The organism is Streptomyces rimosus (assembly GCF_008704655.1).
GTDB lineage: Bacteria > Actinomycetota > Actinomycetes > Streptomycetales > Streptomycetaceae > Streptomyces > Streptomyces rimosus.
This window is the reverse complement of record NZ_CP023688.1, coordinates 8,787,178-8,806,331: the sequence shown is the minus strand read 5'-3', so window position 1 is coordinate 8,806,331 and position 19,154 is coordinate 8,787,178. Positions and strand designations below refer to the sequence as shown.

The window sequence follows — 19,154 nt, the reverse complement described above, 5'->3', positions numbered from 1 at the left end:
CGGGTGATCGGGCCCGTACGAAGCCTCGGACAGGAGGCGGTGTGCCGTTGTACATGGCCTGGCGGGGCGCGCTGGGCGATACGGGCCTGTGGTGGTCCCAGACCCGCGACGGAATCACCTGGACACCACACCAACGGGTGCTCGGCGCCATGTCGCTGGAACGCCCCGTCCTGGCGGCATGGCGCGGCCTGCTCTACCTGGCCTGGCGTGACGAGCGCGACCAGGCACTGTGGTGGGCCGTGAGCGACGGCTCCAGTTGGAGCCGACCGCGCGCGGTCCCCGGCGCCCACTCCAGCCACTCCCCCGCCCTGGTCGCCGGCCACCACGGACTGCACCTGTACTGGAAAGGGCCGGGCGCCGACGAGCGGCTGTTCCACGCCGCCTTCGACGGCCGGTTCTGGATACCCGGGCAGGCGCTGTTCAACGGCTGGCCCATGACCTCCTCACGCCCCAGTGCCACCACCACCCACACCGCCTGCACCTGGCTGACCTTCACCGGCGCAGGCCGCGACCGCACGATCCGCCTGTGCCCCTCCCCCGACGGTACGGAGTGGAACCACCGCCACGTCGTACGGGGACCGCACACCGCAACCGGCTCCTGGCCCTCGGTGGTCGGCCGGACCGGGGCCGGGCGCGCCGACCGCCTGCTGCTGGCCTGGCCCGACCACGACGGCGCCGTATGGTGCGCGCTCTCCCAAGACGCCGCCCAGCACTGGTCGCGGCCGGCCCCCGTACCCGCCCGCACCCTGCGCGGCATCGCCTTCGCCGGCTGGGGCACGGTGGACGCCTACGCCGCCTGGGCCATGACGCCGGAAGGCGAGTACGGCATCTTCTGGGCCGACACCACCGGCGGCCCCACCTGGCATGACCCGGACACCCTCTGCCCCCTCCAGCACGGGCAACGGCGCCTGGACGAACGGGCCTCCCTCCGGGAGCCGGCCATGGCCGCCTACGGCACCATGTGGCGCTGAACACCGCAGTCCACCCGGGCAGCAGTGGACACTGCCATGGGGCCGGTCCGCGCGGCGGCACGAAGGCGGTGTCCCGCACCGGTCGTCAGGCTCGGTGGTCCACCAGACGGGGATGCCGGCGATCACTTCCGTGGACAGAACCGCGCCCCCTCAAGACCGCCGTTCGGGTCGGGACGGCCGCCCTGCCGCTCCTGCCACGATTTTCTGCAGCAGGCTGTACGAGAGGATCGGCAGCAGCACCCCAGGGCGATGGGAGAACCAGCCGGCGGCCAACACCGCTGCCGCGCTGCTGTTGTTCATCCCCGTGGCAAAGATCAGGGAGATTCCGTCCGGCCGGTCGCACCGCGTCCAGGAGGACATCCACCGCCCGCAGCAAAAGGTCAGGCAGCACACCGCGCCGGACAGGCCGAGTGCCAGCACCAGCAGGTCGGAGTCCGGACGGGCGAGCACCTGCCCCAATGCGCCCGCGGCGTTGACGTAGCACAGCAGCAGGATGTTCACCAGGTTCACTGCCTTGACCGCGGGCAGCACCTGGTGGACACGGTCCTCGCCGAGCGCGACGCGTACGGCGATCCCGGCAAGGCACGGCAGTACCACCGACACCAGCGCGAACACTCCGGCACCGGTCCCGGCGATGACGTCGACCGTGGTGGTGTCGTCCAGGATTCCGGCACCATGGGGGCCGACCAGTCGACCGGCCAGGTGGATCCCGAGCGGGACGGTGAGCGGGCTGAGCACAGTGGAGCCGATCACCATCGCGACGACCAGCGGGACGTTGCCTCCCGCGGTCTGTCCCCACGAGGCGGCGCCGCCCGCGATCGGCATCGCCAGCACCAGCAGGAGCCCGACCACCAGCCCCTCCGCCTCTCCCGGATCGGGCCAGGCACGCAGGCCCAGGGCAACGGCTGGCAGCACGAGCAAGGGGAGCAGGGCATTGGCGGCGATGCCGAGCACCAGCCGCGCCGGCCGGCACAGCACGACGCGCAGATCGGTGATGCGCACCCCCAGCCCGGCGTTGAACAACATCATCGCGAGCAACACCATTGGCAGGGTCAACACGGACGCGCCCATCGGCATGCGCAGCACCAAGCCGCGCAGCGCCTCACCGGGCCCCGGCAACGCACCGGCCAGCACGTAGCAGGCCAGCATCAGCCTCAACAGCCACCGCTGCACGACCGCCGTCACCGTCATCACCGTCGTCACGCATCCGAGCCTATCGATCACCCATCGCGACTGCTTCAAGCGCGTATTTTCACCGGACGTGCCACAGCCCCCTCGGCTGCGGCACACCGGCGAGGGCGGTGGGGCCCGTCCGCGGTGGTTCCAGTGCTTGGTACCGGCAACCATGCGGCGGTGTCGCGGTGGTTGTCCCCCGCGTAGGTGCGGCGGTTCTGCCAGGGCGGTGGCCAAGACGGCCGGCGCCGCCGCGGCAGCGGCCAGACGCGGTGCGAAACGAACCGCGTGATCCTCCTGGAGGACGCCCCGAGGCACGGGCGGTTAGCGCCCAAGTGCCGGCCGGTCGCCGGACGTAGACCACTGTAAAGCCACCCGGACAGATGTGGTTGACGGATTGACGGCCCCTTACACAACGCGGGCCTCCCCATGTCCACCACGCTCCACCGCCCCAGGCGCGTGCAGGCCGCCCCGCACCCCTCCGATCGCGCCCCGCCCCGCCCCGCCCCGGCAGCCCCGCTTCGTTCTCCCCATGAGCGCCGCGTGCGCCCAGGCAGGCACATGCAGGCTCCTCCCCGTCAGGGCGGCACGGGGCGAGGCGATCGTCCGAAGTGGGCGCGTCGTGTGGTGTACGGCGAGGTCGTACGGTCAGCCGACGGGATGCGGACGTCAAGACGGTGGTTACGGACAGCCCGCTCCTGTTCACGGCCAATTGCCGCTCCTTTCATGTGCCCCCTCCTCCCCCGGACGCGCTGTCGCCACGACAGTCGGTGCGGCCCGCTACGGGCCCGTGTGTCCCAGGAGGGAGCGCTTTCATGCCCGACATGACCCGTCGCAGACTTCTCACCGGCGCCGCCGGTGCGGTCGGCGGCGCCGCCACGCTGTCGTTGCTGCCGCCCAGCATCCAGGCGGCCGTGGCGGCCGGCCCGGTGCGGGGCGGCTCGCTGCGCGACATCGAGCACGTGGTCCTGCTGATGCAGGAGAACCGCTCGTTCGACCACTACTTCGGCACCCTGCGCGGCGTCCGCGGCTTCGCCGACCCGCACGCGCCGCAGCTCCCCGGTGGCCGCCCGGTCTTCTACCAGCCGGATGCCGAACACCCCGACGGCTACCTGCTGCCCTTCCGCCTGAACACCCACGAGAGCAGCGCCCAGGCCATCCCCTCCACCAGCCACGCCTGGCTCGTCCAGCACGAGGCGCTCAACGGCGGGAAGATGGACCGCTGGCTGCCCGCGCACCGGGCGGCCGACGGCGTCAACGGCCCGTACGTGATGGGCTACCACACCCGCGAGGACATCCCCTTCCAGTACGCCCTCGCCGACGCCTTCACCGTCTGCGACAACTACTTCTGCTCGGTCCTCGGCCCCACCTGGCCCAACCGCCTGTACTGGATGACCGGCACCCTGGACCCCGGCGGCACCCGCGGCGGCCCGGTCATCAGCAACACCGCTCCGGGCCCGTACCGCTGGACCACGTACGCCGAGCGCCTGCAGAAGGCCGGCATCAGCTGGCGGGTCTACCAGGAGCAGGACAACTACGGCTGCAACATGCTGGAGGAGTTCCAGCGGTTCCGTAACGCGAAGCCGGGCGATCCGCTGTACGAGCGGGGGATGCGCCGGCTGCCCGCGGGCACCTTCGAGGACGACGCGCGCAACGACCGGCTGCCCGCGGTGTCGTGGATCATCCCCACCAGCTACCAGTCCGAGCACCCCGCCTACCTCCCGGCCGCGGGCGCCGACTACGTCGCGAAGAAGATCGAGGCCATCGCCGACAACCGTGAGGTGTGGCGCAAGACCGCCTTCATCCTCAACTACGACGAGAACGACGGCCTGTTCGACCACGTGCCGCCGCCGTCGCCGCCCGCCGGGACGCCCGACGAGTTCGTGGGCGGCCTGCCCATCGGGGGCGGCTTTCGCGTCCCGTGCCTGATCGTCTCACCGTGGACGGTGGGCGGCTGGGCCGCCGGCGAAGCCTTCGACCACACCTCCGTACTGCGGTTCCTGGAACGCTGGACGGGGGTGCGCGAGCCCAACATCAGCGACTGGCGCCGCGCCACCTTCGGCGACCTGACCTCCGCCTTCGGCTTCGGCAGCCCCGCGCACCGCCCGCCGTGGCTGCCCGACGGCACCGAGGAGCAGCTGGAGGAGGCCCAGTGGGAGGTCGCGCACCTCCCGAAGCCGACGTTCCCGGGCACCGGGCAGAAGCCGCCGGGCCAGGAACCCGGGCGGCGCGGACGGCGCTGAGCGACCGGTGGGGCGCGGGGAGCACCGGCAGACGGCCGGCGGTTCCCCGCGCCCTCGTCCGCCTGCGGCCCACTGTCCCCGATAATGGTTCCGTCGCTGCACGGAGCCGACGACGGGAGTACGCACTTGGTGAGGGAGGCCGGCCACACGGTGACCACGCGGCGCTGCGCTCTGGTACGGACGGCGGTCACGGCCCTCGTCCTCACTGTGGCAGGCTCGGCCTGTACTCCGGCCGGCTCCGGCCGGACACCGGATACGCCGACGACTGCCTCCGCCGCCTCGCCGCGGGCCCAGGAGTACGACCCGTCCCGCTTCGCGCCCCAGGTGGTCACGCACGCCCGCCAGGCCGGCGTGAATGCCCGTCTGCTGATGGCGATCCTGTACAACGAGGCGTACAAGCCGCACGACCCGGCGTGGGAACGGGCCTGGCAGCGGAGCAAACCGGATGCTGCCTTCGGCATCGCCAACATGCACAGGGCCGCCTTCGACCAGACCAAGCGCGGACGCGACTTCGCCGACCGCGACTGGCACGAGCTGCCCGACGATCGGGATCTCGCCATCAAGGCAGCGGCGTGGTATCTGCACGACTTGGACGCGCAATTGCCCGCCCGGCGCAGCGGATCGCTGTCCCGGGACGAGTTGCTGGCCTTGGGCTACAACACCGGCGCGGGCAACATGCGGGCCTTTGCCCGAGGCACGGCACCCGGCCCCCAGGCCCAGTCGTACCTGGACCGTCTGCACGACAACTGGGCCACGGCCCAACAAGCTCTTCAGCGCAACTGACTCTTCTGTGATGTATCGGGCCGCCTGCTGAGGCCCGTCAGGGGCGGTCACCGTCAGGGCACCGACTGACCCGCTGCCGGACGAGGCCCCTCGGGGCCCACGGAGCGGACCAGGTTGCCCGCCTGTTCCCGGTGCTCGTGCACGAGGCGGATCACCATGGCATCCTCACCGGTCGCCGAGGCCACGCGTGTGACCGAACCGCTTCGGACGTCGTCGGCGGCGAAGACCCCGGGAAGGGTGGACTCCAGCAGCATCGGATCGCGGCCCAGCGAGGCCCATTTGTTCGCGTCGGCCACCGCCTGGGCGTCGGCGCCGGTGAGGACGAAGCCCTTCTCGTCCAGGGCCAGCACACCCCTGAGCCATTCCGTGCGCGGCCGGGCCCCGATGAACACGAACAGCGCCGCGGCCTGCAGCTCGTGGCACTCATGGCTTGCGTTGTTTGCAGCACCTCGATCCTGGGGTGCCGCTCCACCTGGTCCACCAGGTAGCACGACATGTCCGCGTTGAGATCGCCACCCCGGACGAGGAGGTAAACCTTGGACGCGTGGTTGGCGAGGAACAGCGCCGCCTGCCCGGCGGAGTTCCCACCGCCGACCACGGCGACCGGATCCGCCCGGCAGAGACTGGCCTCGTGGACCGTCGCCGCGTAGTAGACGCTGATGCCTTCCAGACGGTCGAGGCCGGGCACTTCGAGCCTGCGGTACCACACGCCCGAGGCGAGCACCACGGCGCCCGCCCGCGCCCTGGACCCGTCGGTGAAGGTGACGACGTACTCGTCGTCCTGCGGGCTGAGCCCCGTGACCTGGGCCGGCACCATGAGGCGGGCACCGAACTTGTGGGCTTGGAGCACCGCGCGTTCGATGAGCTCGCCCCCGGAGATGCCCGACGGGAAGCCGAGGTAGTTCTCGATGCGCGACGAGCTGGCGGCCTGGCCTCCGGTGGCCACCGCGTCGACGGTGACCGTGGTGAGGCGACGAGGCCGCCGCATCCCTCGCGATCCACCGCAGCACACTGTGCTACAGGCTGCGGCGCATCCGCGAAATCAGCGGCAACGATCTCGCAGACGTCGAAGACCGGCTGAATCTCCAGGTGGCGACCCGGGTGTGGAGAATTGTGCTGGGCAGATCCTCCGGCTGATGCCTCTGACAACAGCTGAGCTAGCGGGCCGGTGCAAGGGCTGTCCCGTAAGTGACCTTCAGATCTCGCAACCCGGTCTGGAAGACCCATACATGGGAGTGGACACCAGCTCCCGTGTACCGGACTGGGAGAGGACGCTGTGCCTCGTGGGATTCCCGCTGGCGGAGTGCCTGGACGGTGGGCCTCGGAGTCACGGGGGCCGGTCCCGCGCCTCATCGTCCGCACCAGATGCATCAGTTGATCAGGCCGGCGCTGATCAGCCAGATGTGTTCGCAGGTCGCAGATGCCTTTTGCAACTCGTCGCGGGATTTCTGCGAGGCGTGGTAGAAGGTCCGCTCGATCATCCAGCACAGGGCGCGTGCCATCGACGACGCCTGGTCCGGTGCGGTGCCCGCCTGGACGCCGGCGCGCTCCAGGACGGCGGTGATGGCCGCGATGAACAGGTCAGCCGTGTGGTTCCACAGCTCGCCGATCTCCGGCACGGTCAGTGAGAGGTCGATCGCCGTGCGCATGACCAGGCCGTGCTCGTTCCACAGCTCGACCGTGCGCTGCATGGCTGCTGCGATGGCCTGGCGCGGCTCGTCGGTCTGCGCGGTGGTCCGGGACCGTTCCCACAGGTGCTCGACGGTCCGGGCCACGAGTGCCGTGACCGCTTCCTGTTTGGAACCGAAGTAGAAGTACAGGGCGCCGCGTGTGATGCCGGCGCCCTGGGCGATGCCGCCGACGGTCATGGCGTCGTAGCCCTTGTGCGCCAGCAGGGCTTCGCAGGTGTCCAGGATGGCCCGCTCCCGGACATCGCCCTTGCGTTCGGTGGCGCGCCGGCTGCGCGCGGGGTGGTAGCTGGGCATCAGAGCTGAGCGCCCTCGGCGAAGTCGGTCGTACGGGAGAGCTGCTCCCAAGCGCGGATGTCCTCGTCCACGGCCGTGCGCGCGGCGCTGACCAGCCGCAGCGCGTCCGAGCCCAGGACGAGGTGGGCCGGCGGCTGATCGACCGACGTGATGTGCACGACCGCTTCCCCGGCCTTGGCCGGGTTGCCCAGTTGGTTCCCGCTGGCCTTCTGCCGCGCCTCACGGATGGGGGTGAACAGCTCGTCGTAGTCGTCGATGGACTGCGCGGCGCGTGTCATGGACCGTCCGGCCCAGTCGGTACGGAAGGAGCCGGGCTCGATCGCCGTCACGTGGATCCCGAACTGCGCGACCTCCTTGCCCAGCGCCTCCAGAATGCCCTCCAGGGCGAACTTGCTGCCGCAGTAGGCGGACATGCCGGGCACGGCCATGAGCCCACCCATGGAGGTGACGGCCATCAGGTGTCCGCGGCGGCGCCGGCGCATGTGGGGCAGCGCTGCCTGCAGGGTGGCCACTGCCCCGAACACGTTGACCTCGAACTGCCGCCGCACCTCGGCCAGCGGGGTTTCCTCGAAGGTCCCCTCCAGGCCGTAGCCGGCGTTGGCGATGACCACGTCCAGCGGACCGACGCTGCTCTCGACCTCCCCGACCACGCCGAATAGGGCGTCATCGTCCGTCACGTCCAGAATTCGGCCGTGAGCGCGCCCGGGCCTGAGCTCTTCGAAGGACCGCAGGTCCGCTTCGGAGCGGACGGTGCCGACGACGGTGTGCCCGGCGGCCAGGGCGGCCTGGGCGAAGGCACGACCAAGGCCCGTACTGACGCCGGTGATGAGCCAGTTTCGCTTCTCCACGGTTCTTCCTCCAGAGAGGCCTCGGGAGAGCCGGATCGCCCTCTTCAGCAAAAGTCTACACGGTGTCGATTTTTATCGTCATGGTGTCGATTCCGGTAGCGCTCCCGGGATGAAACCCCAGGCCATCCACGTACCGCGCACCGCCCGGATCGGCGCCGTCAAGGCCCAGCAGCCAAACCGTCAACCAGAACCGCGCCGCAGTCATCACAACGACAGCCGCGGAGCCGACCGGCCCGGCACGGGCTGCTACCAAGAACCGTACGGCGCGGCCAGGGCTACACCCTGCCCGTCACCGCTCTCCCCGCCGTGCACCGCCGGCTCCTCTCCCGCTGCCAGCCGCTCGACCTCGGCCACGGCGTTCCAGCGGTCCCGGCTCAGCGCAAGGCCCGCCGCGAGTACGAGAACCGCGTCAACTCCCTCATAGCCGACGCTCGGCACTGATGGACCGCCGAGTCTGCAGCCCAGAACGCTCCGCAGGGCCACTCGCCACCTGGCCGTAGCTATACGAGGACAGGGCCATCACCGTGGGCGGCCCGGGTGATCACCTCGGCTTCGCGCGACGACCCGCCGGCCGTGCCGTACCGCCATCGTGCATCCGAACCCAGATACGAGTGTCCCGTGCACGGGGCACACATCCGGGGCTTTCATCCCCCTGCTTCCCCGGCCGGCGCGGAGCGGAGCACAACCGGTAGTTCGCGGTGGCCGTTGGAGACGAAGCTCGGCAGGGGGCGCAGCCGGTGTGCCGGGACGGCGAGAGCGAGATCGGGGAAGCGTTCGAAGAGGCCGCGCAGGGCGATCGTGCCTTCCAGCCGGGCGAGTGCGGCACCCAGGCAGGCGTGCACTCCGTGTCCGAAGGAGAGGTGGGATTTGTCCGTCCTGGCGGGGTCGAACTGATCGGCGGTGGGACCGTGGAGGTCCGGGTGCCGGTTGGCGGCGCCGTACGAGGCGAGGATCGCGTCCCCTTTGCGGATCGTCGGGCCGTGGCCGGGCAGCGGGATGTCCTCCACCGCGTAGCGCATGGGCAGGTACGGTACCGGGGCCTCCCAGCGCAGCGTCTCCTCCACGACGTCCTGCCAGCCGACGCGGCCCGCTCGCGCGAGGGCGAGCCGGCCGGGGTGGGTGAGCAAGGCCGTGACGGCTTGGTCGATCAGGTTGACGGTGGTCTCGAACCCGGCGTTGATCACCAGGAGGAGAGTGTCGATCAGTTCGGTCTCGGTGAGACGTGATCCGTCGCCCTCACTGTCCCGCGCGGTGATGAGCTTGGAGGCCAGGTCGTCGCCGGGCTCGGCCCGTTTCGCGGCGACCAGGCCGGTCAGCAGCGCGTACAGTTCAGCGACGTTGGCGCCTGCCTCCACCGGGTCCAGACTGGTGGAGAAGACCTTGTCGACGGTACGGCGGAAGCGTGGCCCGTCCGCTTCGGACAGGCCCACCAAGTGGCTGACGACCCTGATCGGCAACGGCGACGCGAAGCGTTCACGCAGGTCCACCGGCGTACCGGGCGGTGTGGCAGCAAGGCCGTCGAGCAGCTCTCCGGCGATGCGTTCGATGACGGGTGCCAGGGCGTTGACGTGCCGCGCGGTGAAGACCTGGCTGATGATGCGGCGGAGCCGACGGTGTTCGTCACCGTAGGCGGTGAACATGTTGTCCACCGCCACCCACAGCTCCAGCGGCCAGACCCCCGCGATCCGGCCGGGATAGGCAGGCCAGTGACGGCGGGCATCCTTGGAGACGCGCGGGTCCATGAGGAGCCGACGCAGCAGAACAGGGTCGGAGACCGCCCAGGCTTCGACGCCGAGCACGTCCACCCGGGTGAGCGGGCCACGGGCGCGCAACCGGGCGTCCTCACCGTGCCGGTCACGGCCTGCGGGATCCAGGACGAAGACGGGCGACTCATCCATGCGGGACTCCTTGAAGTCCGCGGCCGTGGGCCGGGCCCGGGAACGGCCTGGTCGAATGGGACTGCTCCGGTGCGGTGCTGACAGCCGGCCCAGCCACCTTCTACGACGGCGATGTCACGGGCTGCACCGACTACGGTATCCACCGCCCGAGGGAGCAGGCTACGGCTCCCTCGGATCCGCGACACGGCCGCGGACTGCAACACACGGATTCCCGGCAGCGGACGCGGCTGGGTACCTGTGGACCGGCGCCCGCGGCCGCGAAGGTGGTGGACAACGCCACTAGGCGGTGGACAACGCCACTGGGGTACGCGCGGACGTTCCCGTTGAGGTGCTGTCCGGCTTGCCACCGGTGACCGCCTGAGTCCCGGCACCTGATTCCGGGGCCGGGGCCTTCCCCGGTCAGTGACCAGCGGCCTGCCTGATCAAGGCAGCCACCTCAGCGGGCCGCGACACGTACACGGAGTGGCTGCCGGCGACTTCGACGACCCGGGCGCCCGCCCGCTCCGCCATCGCGCGCTGCGCCGGCGGCGGGATCATCCGGTCGTCCGTCGCGACGAGGTACCAGCTCGGCCTGGTCCGCCAGGCCGGTTCCGCCACGGCGCCGGACAGGGCCTCCTCGCCCCAGGGGACCTGGGAGTCGGCCAGGAACTCCGCCTGCTCGGTGGGCAGGTCCGCGGCGAAGGAGTGCGCGAATTTGTCACGGTCCAGGAACAGGAAACCGTCCCTCGGCGGCAGAATGGGCGGGACCGCAGCACCCGGCGGCGGATCGGCGATGAGGGTGTTGACCGACTCGCCCTTGTCCGGCGCGAATGCGGCGATGTACACCAGCGCCGACACCTTCGGATGATGGCCCGCCGCTGAGATCACGGCGCCGCCGTAGGAGTGGCCTACCAGGACGACGGGCCCGTCCAGTGCGTCGAGCACCAGCCGCACCGCGGCGACGTCTCCTTCGAGGGACAATGTCGGGTTCTGGACGACGCGGACCCCGTAACCGTCCCGCTTGAGGATGTCATAGACCCCCTGCCAGCCTGTTCCGTCGACGAAGGCTCCGTGGACGAGAACGACATTTCCCGGTTCCGGACCAGTGCCCATGACGTCTCCTTCGAGGTGTCCGGCCGTCGCAGCCACGCGAAGCAAGCTAGGCGGAAGCACGAGCGGCCGAATCCGTCAGGTGACGTAGTTCGGCGAATGCGTACCGCATCGGTGACTGCTGGGCGGTACCCGTCTCGGTCCGTTCCCACGCCGTTCCCGCCGACGCGATCCCATCAGCATTGCGTACGCCCTGGTCATCGTGTGGCGGCCTGTCTCCCGTGCTCGTGACCCACCTCTCGCGGCTCCCGAGACCGGCTACGCCAGGTGCCCTGCTGTCGGGTCTGCCAGGCATCTGAAACCCGCCCGCGGCCGGGTCGCCCGGCCGGAGAGCCGCCTACACTGCCGCACGGCTCCTGAATCGGCCCCTTCCGGGATTTGCACCGCACGGGCACCCCGTGGGCAGCGCTCGCGGACGGCAGGTGGCCCAGGCCGCACGCCGACGGCCCTGCTGCGCCGCCGCTCCTGGAGCAGCCGGTGAGCCCTGCCCCGCACCGAACCGGAAAAGGGCCGGGGAGCCGAGGCGACGGAGGGAGTGGCACGCCATGCAGATCGTCGTGGACCTCACCCGCTGTCAGGCGTACGCGCAATGCGTCTTCCTCGCGCCGGAGGTCTTCCGGCTGCCCAGGGAGGAGAGCCTGCTGTACCGCCCGGACGTTCCCGAGGACCAGATGGAGCGCGTGCGCCAGGCCGCGGCGGCGTGCCCGGTGCAGGCGATCCTGATGGGAGAGGCGGTGAGTCCCGGTGCCCGGTGACCTGCGGGACGGCCGGATCGTCATCGTCGGCGCGTCGCTGGCCGGACTGCGCGCCGCGGAGACGCTGCGCGACGAGGGCTTCACCGGTTCGCTGACCGTGCTGGGCGAGGAGCCGTGGCCGCCGTACGACAGGCCGCCGCTGACCAAGCAGGTGCTCCTCGGCACCGCGGCCCCGGAGAGCACCGGGCTGCCGATGCGCCGGGACGTGGACGCCGACTGGCGGCTCGGGGTACGCGCCGACGGGCTCGATCCGATCGGCAAGCGTGTGCTGCTGGCCGGCGGCGAGGCGCTGCCGTACGACCGGCTGCTGATCGCCACCGGTACCCGGGCGCGCCCCTGGCCCCACCCGGAACAGGCCGCTCTGGACGGGGTACTGGCCGTGCGTACCCGCGACGACGCCGCGCATCTGGCCGACCGGCTGGCCGCCGGTCCGCGCCGGGTGCTGGTCATCGGCGGCGGCTTCACCGGCTCGGAGATCGCCTCGGCCTGCCGGGAACGGGACATCGAGGTCACGGTCGCCGAACGCGGCCCCGGACCGCTGGTGGGCGCGCTCGGCGGCACGTTGGCGAAGCTCGCCGCCGGCCTGCAACGGGCCCACGGCGTGGACCTGCGCTGCGGCGTGACGGTCACCGCACTGCGCGGGGACGACAAGGGCCGCTTCACCGGGGCGGATCTCTCCGACGGCAGCCGCATCGACGCGGACGTGTGCGTCATCGCGTTGGGCGCGGTGCGCAACGTCGAATGGCTGGCGGACTCCGGGCTGGCGGCGGGCCCCCACGGAGTCGCCTGCGACGCCGGATGCCGTGCCTTCACCCGGTACGGGATCGTCACCGACGACGTCTTCGTGGCCGGTGACGTCTCCCGCTTCCCGCATCCGCTCTTCGACTACCAGATGCTCTCCCTGGAACATTGGGGCAACGCGGTCGCCCAGGCCGAGGTGGCGGCCCACAACATGGTCAGCCCGGGGCCGCTGCGCCGTCCGCACCTCGGCGTTCCGGTGTTCTGGTCGAACCACTTCGGGATCAGCATCAAGTCCGTGGGCGTCCCCACCTTCTCCGACCAGGTGGTCGTCGCCCAAGGCTCGGTGGCCGAACGCCGGCTGGCGGCGGTCTACGGCTACCAGGGCCGCGTCACCGCCGCGGTCACCGTCGACATGGGCAAGTGGCTGGAGCACTACCAGCGACTGATCGAGACCGCCGCCCCGTTCCCGCCCGCTCCCGGCGCGGCCGACGGCCACCCGCTGATCAGCGAACTCCCGGTGCCCTCCGACGTACCGGACCCCGCGGGGCTCTCCCACGGCCCCACCGTCGCGCTCACCGGTCATCTGCCGGACCGCCGGCTCACCGTGCGGCATTCCGGCACCTGACTCCTCAGCTCTGTTGTCAGTCCCTCCCGTCCGAGGAGCCGTCATGGCCGTCGACACCCTGCTGGAGCGGATCACCGACTACGCCAGCCGTCCCGACCCCTACCCGCTGTACGCGGAGCTGCGCGAGGCGGGCGTGGCGCGGCAGACGGACGGCAGCTACCTGATCGGCGGGTATCACGACATCGTCGCGTTGCTGCACGACCCGCGGCTCAGTTCCGACCGCCGCAACCGCGCCGCGCCCTACCACGGTCTGCGCGAGGACGAGGAGACGCTGGTCCCCTTCCTCCGGCTCGACGACCCCGAGCACCACCGGCTGCGCGCGCTGGCCATGCGGCCGTTCGGGCCACCGCACAGCCCGGGCCGGGTCGACGCGATGCGCGGTGAAATCGCCCGTATCACCCGGGAACTGGCCGAGGCGTTCCGCGGCCGTACGCACCTCGACCTCGTCGACGACTTCGCCTACCCGCTGCCCGTCACCGTGATCTGCCGGCTGCTCGGCGTCCCGCGCGAGGACGAGCCGGTCTTCCGTGACTGGTCCACCACGATCATCGACGCCTTCGACGTCCGGTCCGGCGAGGACGCCGACAAGCGTCAACGGGCCGGTGCCCAGGCCCGCACGGAGATGGGCCGCTACCTGGTGGACCTCGCCGAGCGGCGCCGCGGACAGCCGGACGACACCATGCTCTCCGCGTTCGTCAACGCCCCGGCCGCGGACGGCGTGCTCATCCGCGAGGAACTGGCGGCCACCGCAGTCCTGTTGCTGGTCGCCGGACACGAGACCACCGTCAACCTGATCACCAACGGCGTACTCACCCTGCTGCGCCACCCCGACCAGCTGGACCGACTCCTGCGGGAGCCGCAGCTGATGCCCACGGCGGTGGAGGAACTGCTGCGCTACGAGCCACCCGTACACCTGCTACAACGCGTACCCCTCGCCCACATAGACGTCGCGGGCACAACCCTCCCCAAGGGCGTGCCGGTGGTACTCGCCGTGGCCTCGGGCAGCCGCGACCCCAGGCGCTTCCAGAACCCCGACCGGTTCGACCCCACCCGCCAGGACAACCAGCACCTCGGCTTCGGCAGCGGCATCCACCTCTGCTACGGCGCCCCCCTCGCCCGCATAGAAGCCCAAACCGCCCTCACGGCACTCCTGCCCCACCTCAGCACAGCAACGCTCACCGAAGACCCACCCCCTTACCGCCACAGCGCCCTCCTGCGCGGTCCTCGGCACCTGCCCCTCGATTTGGCGTCGCCTCGAAATAAAGGGTGACTCGGGTGATGCTCTCGTAGAATCCAAGTACAGAGCGCCGACCATGCTCCCGAAGGATGAGTGCCGGCGCGTGATGCAGCGAGAACGTCTGCGGGGCACCAGTGAGGTCGGGATGTTCCCCGCTTGGCTCGAAGGGCAGCGGCTCCGCCGTCGGGTGGATGAGCGCGGGTCGGGGTGGTGTGACTGGTGCTTGAACGACTTCCCCGCAGATGTGGTGGAAATCGATCACATGCGGCCCCTTGAGACGGGACGGACCGACACGGATGGGAACGTTCAGGTGTTGTGCGTCGGGTGCCACCAGCTCAAGACCGGCACGGAGTTCGGAATGTGAACGCCGGGCGTTGATCACCCGAAACTATGCCCGTGCAAGTGAAAGGGGTGGGTGCGAGGCAGGTCGGCTCCCCCGCAGTGGTTGAGCGGCCCAGAGACCGGCAGTGCGGCGAGGATGCCCCCGGCGCTTCCGCTCCCGCTCGTTGTCGCTCCCCGTTGGGTCGCGTGCCCTTGGTTCGTACACGTGTTGTCGTGTGAGGGCGACGCGATGACGATGATGCCCCCTGCCGCTGCGGGGGCCGCCGACGCGAATCCGGTTGCGATGGCTGCTGCGGCTACGGCAAGCGCTGTGACTGCCCTACGAGTGGCCATGTTCTGCGAACGATGATCGGCGCGGTAGGTCACCGCTGATCGCACGAACGGACCTCCGCGGGCGGTCATCGCTCCCACCATTCGGGCCCGGAGCCAGTGCCGCGCCATCGGGCACGTACCTGCTCCAGTGACGTGATCAGGTCTGTCACGTCGGTTGCGGTCAGCTCCGAATGGGACGGCATCCCGTCCTCGTTCTGCCCGTACAGCCGGTCCCTGTGCCGCGGGGTGTACTCCAAACGAGCCAGCGCGCGCGGGTGTTACTTGGGGCGGGTGGGGGCTGGCTTGTCCGTGGAGGGCCGTGCGGGACAGTGGTCTGCGATGTCCTCGACCTCTCCCAGTAGCTCTTCTGCGTGCCGCTCGGTGCGGGTTCCGCCGGGCTGGTCGATCACTGTCAGGAAGTGCTGAACCGACGCGTTCTCTTTGAGCATTGCGAACGCCAACTCTTCCGGGCTGTGCTGGGACAAGTGTGCAACGGCTTCAACGTCGCTTCTGCATGGCGGTTGTATGAAGTCTGGGCAGACCAAGCAACCTCGGCCTGCATCCTCGTAGTTGATCAGTTCGTCCATACTTCCTCCATGTCGTCGGCGCGGCGGGTCCGGCCTTGCGTCGTATCAGGTCGTACCGAGTGATCAGCGTGTGAACGCTCCCCCTCCGCCGACGACCCATTCGCCGCTCCGTCGAACGCTGTCTGTTTCGACCCGACGAGCCCACCACATCAGTTCGCCCCATGCCGCGTCCGCCTCGCGCGACCAGGCGGCGGGCGCGTGCTCCACGATGTCCAGCGCGGCGCCGATGCGCTGCTCTGCTGTGGCGAGTTGCTCGCGCGGCGGCGAGCCGGACCAGGCCCGGGTCGCATTGTCCTGGGTGCCGCCGCCGTTGACCGTGGCGGCCTGCGTCCACCCCGTAACCGCTGGGGAGGCTCCCGACTCCTCCAGCGCAATCGCGAGCAGCAGCATGACGCCGTTGGCCACCCCGGACGGCACGTGGATCACGCCGGTCGATGCGGACCCGACCCCGGCCGTCGTGGCGTTCCGGAACACGATGGCCACTACTCCCCGACGGCATGGTGAACGTCCCGCTCGTGATCTGTACGTTGACACCGACGGAAATGGTCGTCGTGTTGAGCTGGAGGTCACCGTCGCCGGTCGCCGTCACGCTGCCGTCGAAGCACGTGCCCGGCGTACTGGTGGCACAGCGGAACCAGGCCGCCGTCCCCGCGGCGGCACCGGTCGTCGTGATGGGCGTACCGGCCAGCGTGGCGACGCCGGCCGACGCGCAGCCGAACGCCGGATCCTGCAAGCCGAACGTGGCCGGCAGCGTCTGGCGGCTGACCGCAGTGTTCGCGCTGGACGGCATCGCGGCCGTATAGATCTTGATGGTGCCGACGCGTCGCGCCGCTGTCGACGTAGTCCACCGCGGTGTCGCACACCGCGTTCTGCACGGCCGTGGCCAAGTGGGTTGCCATGGCTCTCCTCAGTTTCTGCTGTCGAAGACGGCCCCCCAATGCGCTGCACGGGCTGCCTTTCCCGCCAACGGCCGGCTCCCTGTCCAACGCCGGTCAGCAGGAAGAACCCGCAGCTCATAGCGTTGGCGAGATCCCGTTGGAGACTGTCGATTCAGCCCATGGCCCGCCCCTGCCGCGCTGCTTAGCGTGAGGGGCGCGGTCAGGAGACCGGCTGTCCCGGAAGAAATGAGAAGCGCCATGCTCGCCCAGTTCGTGCTCTTCGACGGCTTCGACCCGCTGGATGTCATCGCCCCGTACGAGGTGTTCAGCGCCGCCGGGAACTTCACCGACCAGGTGCGGGTCGAACTGGTCAGCGCCGAGGGGGCCAGGGAGGTTCCCAGTGGGATTCCCGGCGTATCCCTGACGGCCGCTGCCCCGCTGGACCCGGGCCGCGCGGACCTGATCGTCGTCCCCGGCGCGGCGGGCACGCTGCCCGCGGGGACGGACGCCCCCACCGGGGAACCGTCCGGCGCGACCATCCCCGTCCTCATCGGCAACTCCCTCACCACCGCGCTTCCGGGGCTGCTGGCCAAGGCCCTCGCCACGCCCGGCACCACGGTGGCCACGGTCTGCGGGGGTTCGCTGGTTCTGGCGATGGCCGGGCTCATCAAGGGCCGTAACGCGATGACCCACCAACAGGGCGTGGACGTGCTCGCCCGCAACGGCGTCACCGTCGTCCGCGCCCGCGTCGTGGACGACGGTGACCTGGTGACTGCCGGAGGCGTCACTTCCGGTCTCGACCTGGCCCTGCACCTGCTGGACCGGGAGATCGGCCCGAAGATCGCCTTGGCCGTCGAGCACCTCTTCGCGCACGAACGCCGGGGCGTGGTGTGGCGTGACCGGGGGGCGGTCCCCCAGCCCAGCCCCTTCGACACGGCGCAGGGCGCCGCCGGCATGCCGTCGTCCGCGTCCGTTTCGGCCTGACACCTCGCACGCCTACGCGTCCCGCCGTACGTTGCCTGCCACGGCGGGTACGGCGGGGCGCGCCATCCTCCGGCGCGGACCGGGAACCGAGCACGTGCCGCCCCGGCGGCCCGGGCTGCCCGCCGCAACTGTGGCGAACGGAAGGAAGCCATGGACACACCACACAGCGAGGTCTCGACGGGGGGCGCCCTCCACAGCCCCCTCCCGGGCTCCGGCCTCAGCCCTGGGAAGGCGGTGATCAAACGGTTCGGCGGCGCCTCGGGACTGGTGGCCACCGCGGCTCCCACCCTCGTGTTCGTCGTCGCCGACCGTCTCGGCGGCCTGCGGCTCGCCCTGGTGGCCACCACGGTGACGGTGATCGTCGTCCTCGCCTGGCGTCTGCGTGCCAAGGAGCAGGTACGGCACGCCGTCATCGGCGCGCTGGTGGCGGTGGCCTGTGCGGCCGTGGCGGCCGGCACCGGGGAGGCCAAAGGATTCTTCCTGCTGCCGATCCTCATACCGGCCGTGGCGACGGTGGTTTGTGTCCTGTCGATGGCGGCCGGCCGCCCGCTGGCCGGTCTGGTCGCGAACCGGCTGGTCGGCGGCCCGCCGCGGTGGCGCTCGTACCGGCCCCTCAGGCGCTTCTACGGGGCGGCGACCCTGCTCATCTCGGTGGTGAGCCTCGCGAGTCTGGTGGCGCAGGTGATTCTCTACCGCCAGGCCGAGATCGCCTGGCTCGCAGTCCTGCACATCCTCATGGGACCCCTGTGGCTCGCCGTCACAGCCGCCTCCCTCCTCCTGTCCCGCATGGCCGTGACCCGGTACCGCAAGGCGGCCAGGCAGGAGTCGGAGTACGCGGGGGCCGAGGCGTGACGACGCGGAAGAAGCGTTACGGAGCGAGACCCACGGTGCCGCCCGTCGGCCGCTGAGCGGCGCCCCGCCGCACCGGATCACTGCCGTCCCCGACGGGCGAGACGGTCCCCGACCGGGACGTCGTCCTGCGCATCGTCCTGGTCCTCTTGAGGGCTTCCTCGGACTGACCCTGAAAACCGTCTTCCGCCTCAAGGGCGCCAGATGACGTCGGCGCTAGCGGCCGCTGCACTGACCACCGCCCCACCGGTGCCGGGCACACCGCCAACGTGCGCCCGGCACCGTCTTCGCCTCCCCGGCCCGGGAAACAGCGGGCAGCGATCGGCGGTCGGCGCGCCCGCCCCGGGCACGCACGTCGCCGTCTACGCGGCCGGGGTGAGTTCGGCGCGGCCGAAGAGCAGGGCGTAGCCGGTGGGGAGCTGGTGGAGGATGCGGGTGATCAGGTCGGGGCCGGCGCAGGCGGCGACGGCGGAGAAGACGGAGCCGGTGTCCCAGCGGGTGGTGGCCAGGGAGGCGCCGGTGCGGGCGGCGAGGTCTTTGACGAAGGCCCAGCCGGTCAGCGGCTGGGGGTCGGGGATCTGCGTGGTGAGCACACGGGCGGCTTCGAAGGGCAGGCAGGCGGCCAGGTCGACGCGTTCGTCGCCGGTGAGCTGGCGTCCCAGTCCGGCAAGCACCAGGCGGACGGCTTCCTCGGCCCTCTCACGGGTGGGGTAGGCGCCCTCGTAGCGGACCTTTTCCAGCATCTGCTCGTAGGCCGTCCCGTACAGCTGCTGGGGCGGTGCGTACCGGTCGGTGAGCACTGGGGTGTTGCCTTTCTTGTTGTGGCCGGTGTGCGGGCACCGGCGTGCGGGATG

19 protein-coding genes and 2 pseudogenes are annotated in these 19,154 nt (G+C 70.7%); 12 read left to right on the top strand and 9 right to left on the bottom strand.

All coding sequences use genetic code 11. The annotated features are described in order from the left end of the window. Positions 1 to 41: 41 nt before the first annotated feature. On the top strand, positions 42 to 971 hold the full coding sequence (locus tag CP984_RS38535; RefSeq protein WP_032920152.1) for a hypothetical protein: 930 nt from the start codon (positions 42 to 44) through the stop codon (positions 969 to 971). A gap of 150 nt (positions 972 to 1,121) precedes the next feature. Here CP984_RS38535 and CP984_RS38530 read toward each other — a convergent pair whose 3' ends face one another. Next, a complete protein-coding gene (locus CP984_RS38530; protein ID WP_050509800.1) occupies positions 1,122 to 2,174 on the bottom strand; it encodes a bile acid:sodium symporter family protein in 1,053 nt (350 codons plus the stop codon). A 785-nt stretch (positions 2,175 to 2,959) separates the two neighbouring features. Here CP984_RS38530 and CP984_RS38525 point away from each other — a divergent pair. Then, on the top strand, positions 2,960 to 4,387 hold the full coding sequence (locus CP984_RS38525; protein ID WP_003979507.1) for an alkaline phosphatase family protein: 1,428 nt from the start codon (positions 2,960 to 2,962) through the stop codon (positions 4,385 to 4,387). Between the two features lie 150 nt (positions 4,388 to 4,537). Next, on the top strand, positions 4,538 to 5,170 hold the full coding sequence (locus tag CP984_RS38520; protein ID WP_032920171.1) for a transglycosylase SLT domain-containing protein: 633 nt from the start codon (positions 4,538 to 4,540) through the stop codon (positions 5,168 to 5,170). A 53-nt stretch (positions 5,171 to 5,223) separates the two neighbouring features. Here the strand turns inward: CP984_RS38520 and CP984_RS38515 are convergent. Next, positions 5,224 to 6,140: pseudogene (locus tag CP984_RS38515) on the bottom strand (NAD(P)/FAD-dependent oxidoreductase); the annotation flags it as partial. 2 nt (positions 6,141 to 6,142) lie between these two features. Between CP984_RS38515 and CP984_RS38510 the strand changes: the two are divergent. Next, a pseudogene (locus CP984_RS38510) lies at positions 6,143 to 6,307 on the top strand (helix-turn-helix domain-containing protein); the annotation flags it as partial. 233 nt (positions 6,308 to 6,540) lie between these two features. Here the strand turns inward: CP984_RS38510 and CP984_RS38505 are convergent. Both CP984_RS38505 and CP984_RS38500 read right to left on the bottom strand, forming a co-directional pair. Next, entirely contained in the window at positions 6,541 to 7,155 is a 615-nt protein-coding gene (locus tag CP984_RS38505) for a TetR/AcrR family transcriptional regulator (RefSeq protein ID WP_003979509.1), read from the bottom strand. Beyond that, positions 7,155 to 8,003 carry an oxidoreductase gene (locus tag CP984_RS38500; protein WP_003979510.1) on the bottom strand — a complete coding sequence of 283 codons (849 nt, stop codon included), beginning with the start codon at positions 8,001 to 8,003 and terminating at the stop codon, positions 7,155 to 7,157. Before CP984_RS38500 ends, CP984_RS38505 begins: the two co-directional genes overlap by 1 nt. A gap of 306 nt (positions 8,004 to 8,309) precedes the next feature. Here CP984_RS38500 and CP984_RS42715 point away from each other — a divergent pair, with 306 nt between their 5' ends. Beyond that, positions 8,310 to 8,444 carry a hypothetical protein gene (locus CP984_RS42715; protein WP_255304246.1) on the top strand — a complete coding sequence of 45 codons (135 nt, stop codon included), beginning with the start codon at positions 8,310 to 8,312 and terminating at the stop codon, positions 8,442 to 8,444. Positions 8,445 to 8,647: 203 nt separating this feature from the next. Here CP984_RS42715 and CP984_RS38490 read toward each other — a convergent pair whose 3' ends face one another. Both CP984_RS38490 and CP984_RS38485 read right to left on the bottom strand, forming a co-directional pair. Continuing rightward, a complete protein-coding gene (locus tag CP984_RS38490; protein WP_003979512.1) occupies positions 8,648 to 9,901 on the bottom strand; it encodes a cytochrome P450 family protein in 1,254 nt (417 codons plus the stop codon). A 399-nt stretch (positions 9,902 to 10,300) separates the two neighbouring features. After that, positions 10,301 to 10,993, bottom strand: a complete 693-nt coding sequence (locus CP984_RS38485) for an alpha/beta fold hydrolase (RefSeq protein WP_003979513.1) — start codon at positions 10,991 to 10,993, stop codon at positions 10,301 to 10,303. Between the two features lie 542 nt (positions 10,994 to 11,535). On the opposite strand from CP984_RS38485, the gene CP984_RS38480 reads away from it, so the two are divergent. From CP984_RS38480 to CP984_RS38465, 4 genes are read left to right on the top strand one after another with little or no spacing between them, the layout of a single operon-like run. Beyond that, positions 11,536 to 11,745 carry a ferredoxin gene (locus tag CP984_RS38480; protein WP_003979514.1) on the top strand — a complete coding sequence of 70 codons (210 nt, stop codon included), beginning with the start codon at positions 11,536 to 11,538 and terminating at the stop codon, positions 11,743 to 11,745. After that, the gene (locus tag CP984_RS38475; RefSeq protein ID WP_003979515.1) at positions 11,735 to 13,111 is read left to right on the top strand and encodes an NAD(P)/FAD-dependent oxidoreductase; all 1,377 of its coding nucleotides are present in this window, start codon (positions 11,735 to 11,737) and stop codon (positions 13,109 to 13,111) included. Before CP984_RS38480 ends, CP984_RS38475 begins: the two co-directional genes overlap by 11 nt. 43 nt (positions 13,112 to 13,154) lie before the next feature. Next, positions 13,155 to 14,381, top strand: coding sequence for a cytochrome P450 (locus CP984_RS38470; protein WP_003979516.1), 1,227 nt, complete (start codon positions 13,155 to 13,157; stop codon positions 14,379 to 14,381). A gap of 43 nt (positions 14,382 to 14,424) precedes the next feature. Continuing rightward, complete coding sequence (locus tag CP984_RS38465; protein ID WP_078575630.1) at positions 14,425 to 14,712, top strand: HNH endonuclease; 288 nt, start codon at positions 14,425 to 14,427, stop codon at positions 14,710 to 14,712. A gap of 568 nt (positions 14,713 to 15,280) precedes the next feature. Here CP984_RS38465 and CP984_RS38460 read toward each other — a convergent pair. After that, positions 15,281 to 15,589 carry a hypothetical protein gene (locus CP984_RS38460; protein ID WP_051738650.1) on the bottom strand — a complete coding sequence of 103 codons (309 nt, stop codon included), beginning with the start codon at positions 15,587 to 15,589 and terminating at the stop codon, positions 15,281 to 15,283. A 63-nt stretch (positions 15,590 to 15,652) separates the two neighbouring features. After that, a complete protein-coding gene (locus CP984_RS38455) occupies positions 15,653 to 16,063 on the bottom strand; it encodes a hypothetical protein (RefSeq protein WP_129820876.1) in 411 nt (136 codons plus the stop codon). 41 nt (positions 16,064 to 16,104) lie between these two features. On the opposite strand from CP984_RS38455, the gene CP984_RS38450 reads away from it, so the two are divergent. The 3 genes from CP984_RS38450 to CP984_RS38440 all read left to right on the top strand — a co-directional run bounded on the left by CP984_RS38450 (position 16,105) and on the right by CP984_RS38440 (position 18,303). Next, a complete protein-coding gene (locus CP984_RS38450; protein ID WP_129820877.1) occupies positions 16,105 to 16,392 on the top strand; it encodes a hypothetical protein in 288 nt (95 codons plus the stop codon). A gap of 333 nt (positions 16,393 to 16,725) precedes the next feature. Beyond that, positions 16,726 to 17,451, top strand: coding sequence for a DJ-1/PfpI family protein (locus tag CP984_RS38445; protein ID WP_003979521.1), 726 nt, complete (start codon positions 16,726 to 16,728; stop codon positions 17,449 to 17,451). 150 nt (positions 17,452 to 17,601) lie between these two features. Next, entirely contained in the window at positions 17,602 to 18,303 is a 702-nt protein-coding gene (locus tag CP984_RS38440; protein ID WP_100246464.1) for a DUF3159 domain-containing protein, read from the top strand. 359 nt (positions 18,304 to 18,662) lie between these two features. Here CP984_RS38440 and CP984_RS38435 read toward each other — a convergent pair whose 3' ends face one another. Beyond that, positions 18,663 to 19,043, bottom strand: coding sequence for a DUF2267 domain-containing protein (locus tag CP984_RS38435; RefSeq protein ID WP_237526473.1), 381 nt, complete (start codon positions 19,041 to 19,043; stop codon positions 18,663 to 18,665). Positions 19,044 to 19,154: the final 111 nt, after the last annotated feature.

Bases quoted from the DNA above. Each gene is read 5' to 3' on its own strand.
- CP984_RS38480 (WP_003979514.1), top strand. From the start codon at position 11,536: ATGCAGATCGTCGTGGACCTCACCCGCTGTCAGGCGTACGCGCAATGC.
- CP984_RS38440 (WP_100246464.1), top strand. From the start codon at position 17,602: ATGGACACACCACACAGCGAGGTCTCGACGGGGGGCGCCCTCCACAGC.
- CP984_RS38490 (WP_003979512.1), bottom strand. From the start codon at position 9,901: ATGGATGAGTCGCCCGTCTTCGTCCTGGATCCCGCAGGCCGTGACCGG.
- CP984_RS38505 (WP_003979509.1), bottom strand. From the start codon at position 7,155: ATGCCCAGCTACCACCCCGCGCGCAGCCGGCGCGCCACCGAACGCAAG.
- CP984_RS38445 (WP_003979521.1), top strand. From the start codon at position 16,726: ATGCTCGCCCAGTTCGTGCTCTTCGACGGCTTCGACCCGCTGGATGTC.
- CP984_RS38435 (WP_237526473.1), bottom strand. From the start codon at position 19,043: ATGCTGGAAAAGGTCCGCTACGAGGGCGCCTACCCCACCCGTGAGAGG.
- CP984_RS38460 (WP_051738650.1), bottom strand. From the start codon at position 15,589: ATGGACGAACTGATCAACTACGAGGATGCAGGCCGAGGTTGCTTGGTC.
- CP984_RS38465 (WP_078575630.1), top strand. From the start codon at position 14,425: ATGCTCCCGAAGGATGAGTGCCGGCGCGTGATGCAGCGAGAACGTCTG.
- CP984_RS38525 (WP_003979507.1), top strand. From the start codon at position 2,960: ATGCCCGACATGACCCGTCGCAGACTTCTCACCGGCGCCGCCGGTGCG.
- CP984_RS38485 (WP_003979513.1), bottom strand. From the start codon at position 10,993: ATGGGCACTGGTCCGGAACCGGGAAATGTCGTTCTCGTCCACGGAGCC.
- CP984_RS38470 (WP_003979516.1), top strand. From the start codon at position 13,155: ATGGCCGTCGACACCCTGCTGGAGCGGATCACCGACTACGCCAGCCGT.